We start from the raw sequence: 8,846 nt of genomic DNA, 5'->3' as shown, positions 1-8,846 counted from the left end.
CGGCCAGCAGGCCCGGGGCGTCGGCCAGCAGGCGCGCGGCGGCCAGCAGGCGCGCGGCGGCCAGCAGGCGCGCGGCGGCCAGCCTCAGGCGCGGGGCGCCGGGCCTGGGCGCTCCTGCGGGTTTCGGACGGAACGGGGGCACCTGCCCACTTTGCCGCACGCGCACGCGAAAACCGAAACGCCGCGTCACCGGCGCGGCACGCGCACCCGCCGGGATGGCGCCGCCGGTCCCTCGAAATGATTTAGAAACAAAAAGATGGTTGGCTAGTGGCCATGTCTGACCTTTTCCAGGATTACTCGGAGGCCGCCGGCCGCACCGGCGCCTACGACGAGATGTTCACCCCGGGGCAACAGGCCCGGGAGTCCTACGGGCAGCTTGCCGGGGCCCTTCGTGAACTCTCGCTCGCCGATGTGACCGCCCGCGCAGACTCCATGGCGCGGACCTTCCTGGACCGCGGCGTCACCTTCGACTTCGCGGGGGAGGAACGCCCGTTCCCGCTGGACATCGTGCCCCGGGTGATTCCGGCGCACGAATGGACAGTCCTGGAGAAGGGGGTGGCCCAGCGGGTCCGTGCGCTCGAGGCGTTCCTCAACGACGTCTACGACAAGATGACGGTGGTCTCAGACGGCGTCATCCCGCGCCAGCTCGTCACCACCAGCGCCCACTTCCACCGCCAGGTGCACGGCTTCGAGCCCGCCGGCGGCGTCCGGGTCCATGTCTCCGGGATCGACGTCGTCCGGGACGCCGCGGGCACCTTCCGGGTGCTGGAGGACAACGTCCGGGTCCCCTCCGGCGTCAGCTACGTCCTGGAGAACCGCCGGGCCATGGCCAAGGGACTGCCCGAGGCGTTCGGCCAGCAGCTCATCCGGCCGGTCGAAGAGTACCCCCGGCGGCTGCTGTCCGCCCTGCGCAAGACAGCGCCCTCCGGCGTCGACGACCCCACCGTGGTGGTCCTGACCCCCGGTGTCTTCAACAGCGCCTACTTCGAGCACACCCTCCTCGCCGGCCTGATGGGCGTGGAGCTCGTCGAGGGCCGGGACCTCATCTGCCGCGGCAACCGCGTCTACATGCGCACCACGGCCGGCGAACAGCGCGTCGATGTCATCTACAAGCGGATCGACGACGAGTTCCTGGACCCGCTGCAGTTCCGCGCCGATTCCATGCTCGGCTGCCCTGGCCTGGTCAACGCCGCCCGCGCCGGCGGCGTCACCATCGCCAACGCCGTGGGCAACGGCGTCGCCGACGACAAGCTGGTCTACAGCTACGTGCCCGAGCTGATCCGGTACTACCTGGGCGAGGAGCCCGTCATCGCCAACGTGGACACCTTCCGGCTCGAGGAGAAGGAAGCCCGGGAACATGTGCTGGACCGGCTGGATGAACTCGTGGTCAAGCCGGTGGACGGCTCCGGCGGCAAGGGCCTCGTGATCGGCCCGGACGCGTCCAGGGAGGAGCTGGAGGCGCTGCGCAAACGCGTCATTGCCGACCCCCGCGGCTGGATCGCGCAGCCGGTGCTGCAGCTGTCCACGGTCCCGACGCTCAGCGGCGACAAGTTCGGCCCCCGCCACGTGGACCTCCGGCCCTTTGCCGTGAACGACGGCGACGACGTCTGGGTCCTGCCCGGCGGCCTGACCCGGGTGGCGCTCAAGGAGGGCTCACTGATCGTGAACTCCAGCCAGGGCGGCGGTTCCAAGGACACCTGGGTGCTCGCGGATTCCCCGCAGGTGCCGGTGGAAACCCTGCCGCGGGAGGCCATCACGGTCCGCGAGCGGGTCTCGGTCTGGCCCGTGGAGAGCAACTGGCGCGACCGCCAGGCGGAGCAGCAGCAGTGACCGGCACCGCACGGCTGACCGTCTTGTCCCGCCGGTTTTTGACCCCGGGGGAGCCAGCCCCACAGAGCCCAGCCCCACAGAGCCCGGACCCGCAGGAGGTAACCGCGAATGCTTAGCCGTATTGCCGAGTCCCTTTTCTGGATCGGCCGTTATGTGGAACGTGCCGACGGCACCGCCCGCATCCTGGACGTCCACCTGGAACGCCTCAACCACCTGCCCATGGAAGAGCAGCGCAGCGTGGCCCAGGAGCTCCTCGCCGTCATGGGCGCACGCCCGCAAAGCGAGGACTTCGGCCTCCCCGAGCTGCTGAACGCCCTGGCGTATGACAAGGGCAGCGCCACCTCCATCGCCGGTTCCCTCGGCGCCGCCCGGGAAAACGCCCGGCGCGCCCGGGAAACGGTGTCCTCCGGGCTCTGGGAGAGCCTGAACACCACCTATTACGGGCTCAACCAGCACCGCAAGGACGTGGTGGGGACCTACCGGTTCTGCAACTGGGTGCTGGAACGCACGGCCATGGTCAGCGGGCTCGCGGACACCACCGTCAGCCACGACGAAAGCTGGCTCTTCCTGGTCCTGGGCCGGTCCCTGGAACGGGCCGACATGACGGCGCGCATGCTCTCCACCCGCGATGTGCTCTCCGCGGGCATGTCCTGGGTGAACATGCTCCGTTGCGCCGGCGCCTACGAATCCTTCCTGCGCACCCGGCGGGCCGCCTTCGGGGACCAGCACGCCGCCGAGTTCCTGCTCCTGGACCGGCTGTTCCCGCGGTCCATCGTGTACGCCCTGCGCGACGCCGACGAATGCCTGGCCAAGCTGGACCCGTCGGCGCAGCGCGTCGGCTTCATCAACGACGCCCGCCGGATCGTCGGCCAGGCCCGGACGTTCCTGGAGTTCCACCGCACCGACGACCTGATGTCGGAACTGCCGGAGCACATGGAACGGGTGCAGAAAGCCGTTTCGCAGGCCTCGGACGCCATTTCCCGTAAGTACTTCAATCAGGCCGACGAACTCGCCTGGGTGGGAGAAGTTTCATGACCCGGCTGAGCATCATCCACAGGACGGCCTACAAGTACAACAAGCGCGTGACGCTCTCGTACAACGAGGCCCGCATGACGCCGCTGACGGATCCCCAGCAGGTGGTGCTGGAATCCTCGATGAAGGTCTCGCCCGCGCAGGCGGCGGTCAGCAGCTACCGGGACTTCTGGGACACCCGGGTGACGGCCTTCGACATGCAGATGCCGCATGAGCACCTGGAGGTGCTGTCCACCACCACCGTCGAGGTGCACCGGGTCGAGAGGATCCCGGCCGAGGCGGACATCGTGGGCTGGGACGTGCTGGCTGCTCCGGAGACCCTGAGCCAGTTCAGCGACTGGATTCCCCAGTCGCAGCTCACCGGGCCGGGCGCCGAGGTGCTGGGCATCATCCCGGGCGTGGTCGGGGACCGGAACCCGCATGAGGCCGCCCTGGCGGTCTTTGACTGGATGCGCGGCGAAATGACCTATATGCCGGGCTCCACGGGCGTAACCACCAACGCCGAGCAGGCCTGGAACCAGCGCCAGGGCGTGTGCCAGGACCTGGCCCATCTGGCGATCGGGGCGCTGCGCAGCTGCGGCATCCCGTCCCGCTACGTTTCCGGCTACCTCCACCCGCGTTCGACGGCGGAACTCGGCGAGACGGTGGCCGGGCAGTCGCACGCGTGGCTGGAATGGTGGGACGGCGAATGGCGGAGCTGGGACCCGACCAACCACAAGCCCGCCGGCGACTTCCATGTCACCGTGGCGAGGGGCCGGGACTACCGCGACGTTCCGCCGCTCAAGGGCATCCTGTCCGGCGGCGGCGGATCCGCCCTCAGCGTGAGCGTGGAAATCACCCGCCTCGCCTGAGCCCAACTAACTCGCAATTGTTGCCGTTTTGAACACTGAAAACGGCAAGGACTGCGAGCCAGTCGGGGAAGTCCTGGCTTATTCGAGTCCGGAACGGGTGGCGTCATCCAGCGGCGTCCACCAGGTCAGGGGCGGCACCACCTTGAAGCGCCGGCCGGTGACAATGTCGGGGGTGATCCGGACGAAGTGCTCCTTCTTGCCCCCCTGCCACGGGAACAGCAGGAGGCCCACGCTGTCCAGGAGTTCCTGCTGGTTCCGGACCGCGGCGGCCTGGCCCTTGACCACGACGCTCCAGGCGACGCCGCCGTCGGGGTCCACCCCGTCCGCTTCCACGGCGACGGGGGTATCGCCCGTGGCGGCCTGCAGCTTGGTGCCGTCTGCGGTGCGGAATACGAGGGTCCCGTGGTCCACCTTGTAGTTGACCGGGAAGATGTCCGGATGATCGTCAACCCAGACCGCCAGCCTGCCCACCGTGACGCTGCGCAGCAGCCTCCAGCATTCCTGGTGGTCAAGGATTTCAACCTCATGCGGCTGCTGGTCTTGTGCACCGTGCTTCGGATCAATGCTCATGGCACCGAGCCTACGCCGCTCCGGCTCCGCAGGGCCAGCGCACCCAGATGAGGTGTCTGTGCCAACTCCATCAGTCCCGGATGAAGGTCCGGGGAACCTGCCAGCCGCATGCGGCAAGAGCGACGTTCCCGCGCGGAATGTCACCGCGAGCATCCGGCACGGGCTACGAGGTGGTGCCGTTGCCTTCGATTATCGGGACGTGATTGGACTCGAGCCCGCGGACAACATGGACGAGGAAAACCTGCTCTCCTGTTGCGGGACTTTCCGGGCCTGAAGACTGAGAACGGCATCGCGAGGACACCGGTGGGGCTGCCTGGTTCACGGACAGCGAGGGCAACATTCTCAACATGTTCGAGCGCCAGTAGCCGCATCATCCCGCGTCCACCGCACAGTTGAGGCTTGAGTCGACCGGGCTTAGGTTCTCCCGGTCGTTGCGGCATCCGGACTTTGGGTGTAGCAACGACCGTGTCACGTTAAAGGACAAATAGCCGGGAACACCTACCTGCAAGGGGAAGCTATGCCTACGCCGCCGTCCGTCATTGTGTTCGACGTTAATGAAACGCTCTCCGACATGTCTCCCATGGGGGCACGGTTCGCCGAAGTCGGTGCCGCTCCGCCGCTGGCCTCGCTGTGGTTCGCCACGCTGCTGAGGGACGGGTTCGCGCTCACCGCGGCCGGAGACAACGGCCGGTTCGCCGACATCGGGGCCGAGGTCCTGCGCGGGCTCCTCGGCGGGGTGGCCCTGGATCGGGGCCTGGACGAGGCGGTGGACCACGTCATGGCCGGCATGGCCGGACTCGGGCTGCACCCGGACGTACCCGAGGGCGTCCGGGCACTCGAAAATGCCGGATACCGGCTGATTACCCTTACCAACGGGTCTACCACGGTTGCTGAAACCCTGTTCACTCCGGCCGGGATCCGTGACGCGTTCGACCTCCTGCTCTCGGTCGAAGACGCTCCGGCCTGGAAACCCGCCCGGGCATCCTACGAGTACGCGGCCGCCGCCTGCGGGGTGGAACCGGGGCAGATGATGCTGGTCGCGGTCCACCCGTGGGATATTCACGGCGCCGCCCGGGCCGGCCTTGCCACCGCGTGGATCAACCGGGCCCGGGGTGCCTACCCGACCCACTTCACGGGACCGGACCATACCGTGGAGTCCCTCGGCGACCTTGCCGTGGTTCTGGCGCGGATATCCATGCCTTAATCCGCGCGCAATACGCCATTGTTGACGGTGCTGGCCCGGGACTTTGTCGAATGGGCCGGCCCACCCGTGGACGGCCCCGGTTGCTTGCGCTACGCCGATTCGAGAGTGTTTTGAGGTTGGTCGGCTGTGCGTCTTCTGTCTTCATTGTGCGGTTGATCATCGGCACCATAAGTTTCATGAGTCCTGCGCCGGCGTCATCAGCATCTCCGCCCCCGGCGGACATGGGGGAGCCGTAGTGTTGCTCGTACGCGCCCGGTCAGAGGCGGCGGGAAGTGCCCGGATCGAGTGCGTGCAGCGTGGCGCCTGTCACGATGCCGTAGGCCAGGTGCGGGATGATGTCGCTGGCCCAGTCCGCGGGAGACCAGGTGCGGGGATCGGTAATTCCGAGAACGGTCATGGGGCCGTTGCTGCCGATCAGTGCGCCGGCCGCCGCGGTCAGTGACGAACCGAGGAGTCCGGGCCGGTATCCGGCCTCCCGGGCAAGCCCGAGGACCGCGCCGACGCCGGCGCCGACGACAAGTCCGGTCAGCGGGCCGAGGCCGGCTATCCGGTTCGTGCGTTCTTCCTCGTTGCCGGGGATCCTCACGCCGGAGACGTCGGCCAGTTTTTCGATGGTGGCCTCGGGGGTGCTGCTGGCGGGGCGGGCCCGCCAGACCATGTCCAGGTAGGTGAGGGTGTTCAGGGCTGTGGTCCCGGCGGCGCCGGCTGCGGCCCCGGCGGCCAGTGCGCGGACGATTTTCATGGCTGCGGGGCCAGTCCGAGTTGGGTGAGCATGCCCAGCTGGTCGCTGCTGCCCCAGCGTTCGACGAGTTTGCCGTCTTCGAAGCGTCCGATCTGCATGCCCCGGATTGTGAAGCTCCGGCCGGTGGGCGGTTGGCCCATCAGCGGTCCCAGATGTGTCTCGGTGAGCGTGTATGCGAACGCGACGTCGTCGTCGGTGGCTGTGAGGTGTTCGACGTCGATGTGCAGATCCGGAAAAGAAGAGCGCAACCCTGTGAACAGGTCCTTGAATCCCTGCGGGCCGGGCCCCTGTCCGGGTGCCGGGTCGTGGTCGACACAGCCGGCCGCGACGACGTCGTCGAAGTCATCGGGTCTGCCGGTGTTCACGGCGGCGCCGAAGCGATCCTGGGCGTGGATATTGGCGTCCCTGGTCATGAATCCTCCGTTGTGGTTGTCAGGCCGGTCCGTGCGGAGCGGTCCTTGTTGTCATCTGTCATCGTGCGCGCTGGACTGCCCGGGAGCAAGGGAGGTGGGAGCGGGTCCGGCCGGGCCTGCCGGAGTCCGGGACTCCAAGCCGGTGGGCCCGGCAGCACGGGTGGACGTGTAGCCGGGCAGGTCGCTGCGGGTTCGGCGGTGGGCGACCACTTCATCCGGCTGGACCCGATCAAAGCCAAGAACAGAACAACGCCATCAAATAACTCAACGGCCTCGGCTTCGGCTTCGACGTCACTATCACCCCGGCCGCCGCAGCCTGACAAGCCTTACTTTCGTACTAGTGGACCAGGCCACGCCCGGATGGCATGGAGCTCCGGCTTCCAGGGTGCTGACGGCGGGACCGGGGTATGGTGGCAGCACGTCATCGGCGCGGATGTACGTCGTGAGGAACTGGGGCCATGAAGATGATTTCAATGGATGAGAGTCCGGAATTACCCGCCACCGGGCCGCAGCCCGGCACTGACCGGGACCTGTTGGGGTTTGTCTCCCGGGCCGAGGCCCTGCTTCAGTCCAAGGAGCGCATGGGCGCCCTGCTGGAAGCCGTGGTGGCGGTGGCGGAAGACCTGAGCCTGGACGCCGTCCTCGAACGCGTGGTCCAGTCCGCCTGCCGTCTGGTGCATGCAGGGTACGGTGCCCTGGGCGTGATCGGCGATGACCGCGCGCTGAGCCACTTCATCACCGTCGGCATTGACGGCGAGCTGGAATGCGAGATCGGCCCGTTGCCCACCGGACACGGGGTGCTGGGCCTGCTGATCACGGATCCCCGGCCGCTGCGGCTGCGCGACCTGCGCGAGCATCCGGAGGCCAACGGCTTTCCCGCCCGCCACCCGCCCATGCGGTCCTTCCTCGGAGTCCCCATCCGCGTCCGGGAGGTGGTCTTTGGAATCCTGTACCTGACGGAGAAGGATGATGGCCGCGATTTCACCGATGAGGACGAGGGCCTGGCGGTAGCGTTGGCGGCTGCGGCCGGCGTCGCGATCGAAAACGCCCGCCTCTATGACGACGCGCGGCGGCGCGCCCGGTGGCTGGAAGCCTGCATGGACGTCTCCGGGCTGATGCTCAGCAGCGCCCGCGACTACACCTCGGGCGGCCTGGACCCCATCGCCGGCCGGGCGCTGCAGGAGTCCGAGTCCGCGCTGGCGCTGATCGTTGCACCCTCCGTCACGGGCCCCGGGTACATCGTCGCGGGAGCCGCCGGCGAGCGCGGCAAGCTGTTCTCCGGCAGGTCCCTGGTCCTGGACCTGCCCGATCTCCAGGACGTCCTGGCCGGCGGTGAGCCTGTTCTCTTCGAGGACGCTTCGGTACTTTTTTCGGGACCCGACGGCGGCAGCGGGCCGCTCCTGGCAGTGGCGCTGAGCACCCAGGGAGCCCATCACGGCCTCCTGCTGCTGGTCCGTGACCACGGCTCCGTCCGCTACGCCCGCACCGACATCGAGATGGGCGCCGTGTTCGGCTCCCATGTGGCCCTCGCCCTGGAGCTGGCCCGGGTGCACAGGCTGCGCGAAGAGCTGCTCGTCTTCACGGACCGGGACCGGATCGCGCGGGACCTGCACGACCTCGTCATCCAGCGGCTGTTCGCGGCCGGGCTGAGCGTGCAGAGCCTGACCCGCTTCACCAAGGACGAACTGGCGTTCGAGCGCATCCGCCTCATCACGGGCGAGCTCGACGAAGCGATCCGGAGCCTGCGGGATACCATCTACTCGCTCAAGAGCAGCAGCGGCGAAACCGAACTGCTCAGCGGCCGGATCCGGCGCGTGACCCGCAGCTCCGCAAAATCCATGCCGTTCACGCCGCGGCTGACCATCACAGGCCCGGTGGACGCTGTCACTCCGGACAAGGCCGACAATGTGGTGGCCGTGGTGTCCGAGGGGCTCAGCAACGCCATCCGGCATTCGGGCGCCGACTCCATCTCCGTCTCGGTGGCCGTGATCAAGGGCCACGTGAGCGTGGTCATCACGGACAACGGCTCCGGCTTCACGGAGCCGGATAAGCGCAACGGCCTGGCGAACCTCGAGGACCGGGCGCGGATGCTCGATGGCGAGTGCACCATCACCAGCCAGCCCGACGCCGGCACCAGCCTCGAGTGGTCCGTTCCGCTCTAGCGACGCGACCTTGCAGGGGCGGGAGTTGCCAGCGGACGGATT

8 protein-coding genes are annotated in these 8,846 nt (G+C 68.1%); 5 read left to right on the top strand and 3 right to left on the bottom strand.

Annotation, left to right across the window (positions count from 1 at the left end):
• The first annotated feature begins 273 nt into the window (after positions 1–273).
• The 3 genes from J9611_RS16800 (at position 274) to J9611_RS16790 (ending at position 3,713) form a co-directional block, all read left to right on the top strand.
• Entirely contained in the window at positions 274–1,830 is a 1,557-nt protein-coding gene (locus tag J9611_RS16800) for a circularly permuted type 2 ATP-grasp protein (protein ID WP_211881773.1), read from the top strand.
• Positions 1,831–1,938: 108 nt separating this feature from the next.
• On the top strand, positions 1,939–2,865 hold the full coding sequence (locus J9611_RS16795) for an alpha-E domain-containing protein (protein WP_211881772.1): 927 nt from the start codon (positions 1,939–1,941) through the stop codon (positions 2,863–2,865).
• Complete coding sequence (locus J9611_RS16790) at positions 2,862–3,713, top strand: transglutaminase family protein (RefSeq protein ID WP_211881771.1); 852 nt, start codon at positions 2,862–2,864, stop codon at positions 3,711–3,713. The genes J9611_RS16795 and J9611_RS16790 overlap by 4 nt, the downstream gene beginning before the upstream one ends.
• Positions 3,714–3,791: 78 nt before the next feature.
• Here J9611_RS16790 and J9611_RS16785 read toward each other — a convergent pair whose 3' ends face one another.
• The gene (locus J9611_RS16785; protein WP_211881770.1) at positions 3,792–4,283 is read right to left on the bottom strand and encodes a pyridoxamine 5'-phosphate oxidase family protein; all 492 of its coding nucleotides are present in this window, start codon (positions 4,281–4,283) and stop codon (positions 3,792–3,794) included.
• 517 nt (positions 4,284–4,800) lie between these two features.
• On the opposite strand from J9611_RS16785, the gene J9611_RS16780 reads away from it, so the two are divergent.
• Complete coding sequence (locus J9611_RS16780; RefSeq protein WP_211881769.1) at positions 4,801–5,487, top strand: haloacid dehalogenase type II; 687 nt, start codon at positions 4,801–4,803, stop codon at positions 5,485–5,487.
• Positions 5,488–5,743: 256 nt separating this feature from the next.
• Here J9611_RS16780 and J9611_RS16775 read toward each other — a convergent pair whose 3' ends face one another.
• Together J9611_RS16775 and J9611_RS16770 are read right to left on the bottom strand one after the other, a co-directional pair.
• Positions 5,744–6,229 (bottom strand): hypothetical protein, encoded by a 486-nt coding sequence (locus J9611_RS16775; RefSeq protein WP_211881768.1) that lies wholly within the window; start codon positions 6,227–6,229, stop codon positions 5,744–5,746.
• Positions 6,226–6,642 carry an ester cyclase gene (locus J9611_RS16770; RefSeq protein WP_211881766.1) on the bottom strand — a complete coding sequence of 139 codons (417 nt, stop codon included), beginning with the start codon at positions 6,640–6,642 and terminating at the stop codon, positions 6,226–6,228. The genes J9611_RS16775 and J9611_RS16770 overlap by 4 nt, the downstream gene beginning before the upstream one ends.
• Positions 6,643–7,106: 464 nt before the next feature.
• Here J9611_RS16770 and J9611_RS16765 point away from each other — a divergent pair, with 464 nt between their 5' ends.
• Positions 7,107–8,804: a GAF domain-containing sensor histidine kinase gene (locus tag J9611_RS16765; protein ID WP_372447808.1), complete on the top strand. Its 1,698-nt coding sequence runs from the start codon at positions 7,107–7,109 to the stop codon at positions 8,802–8,804.
• The last annotated feature ends 42 nt before the right edge of the window (positions 8,805–8,846 follow it).

This window comes from Pseudarthrobacter albicanus (genome assembly GCF_018224015.1).
Classification (GTDB): domain Bacteria; phylum Actinomycetota; class Actinomycetes; order Actinomycetales; family Micrococcaceae; genus Arthrobacter; species Arthrobacter albicanus.
Note: the sequence above shows the minus strand (reverse complement) of the source record. Positions and strands in the feature narration are given on the sequence as shown.

Excerpts from the sequence above, each read along its gene's own strand:
- J9611_RS16800 (WP_211881773.1), top strand. The coding sequence starts at position 274 with ATGTCTGACCTTTTCCAGGATTACTCGGAGGCCGCCGGCCGCACCGGC.
- J9611_RS16795 (WP_211881772.1), top strand. The coding sequence starts at position 1,939 with ATGCTTAGCCGTATTGCCGAGTCCCTTTTCTGGATCGGCCGTTATGTG.
- J9611_RS16790 (WP_211881771.1), top strand. The coding sequence starts at position 2,862 with ATGACCCGGCTGAGCATCATCCACAGGACGGCCTACAAGTACAACAAG.
- J9611_RS16785 (WP_211881770.1), bottom strand. The coding sequence starts at position 4,283 with ATGAGCATTGATCCGAAGCACGGTGCACAAGACCAGCAGCCGCATGAG.
- J9611_RS16780 (WP_211881769.1), top strand. The coding sequence starts at position 4,801 with ATGCCTACGCCGCCGTCCGTCATTGTGTTCGACGTTAATGAAACGCTC.
- J9611_RS16775 (WP_211881768.1), bottom strand. The coding sequence starts at position 6,229 with ATGAAAATCGTCCGCGCACTGGCCGCCGGGGCCGCAGCCGGCGCCGCC.
- J9611_RS16770 (WP_211881766.1), bottom strand. The coding sequence starts at position 6,642 with ATGACCAGGGACGCCAATATCCACGCCCAGGATCGCTTCGGCGCCGCC.
- J9611_RS16765 (WP_372447808.1), top strand. The coding sequence starts at position 7,107 with ATGATTTCAATGGATGAGAGTCCGGAATTACCCGCCACCGGGCCGCAG.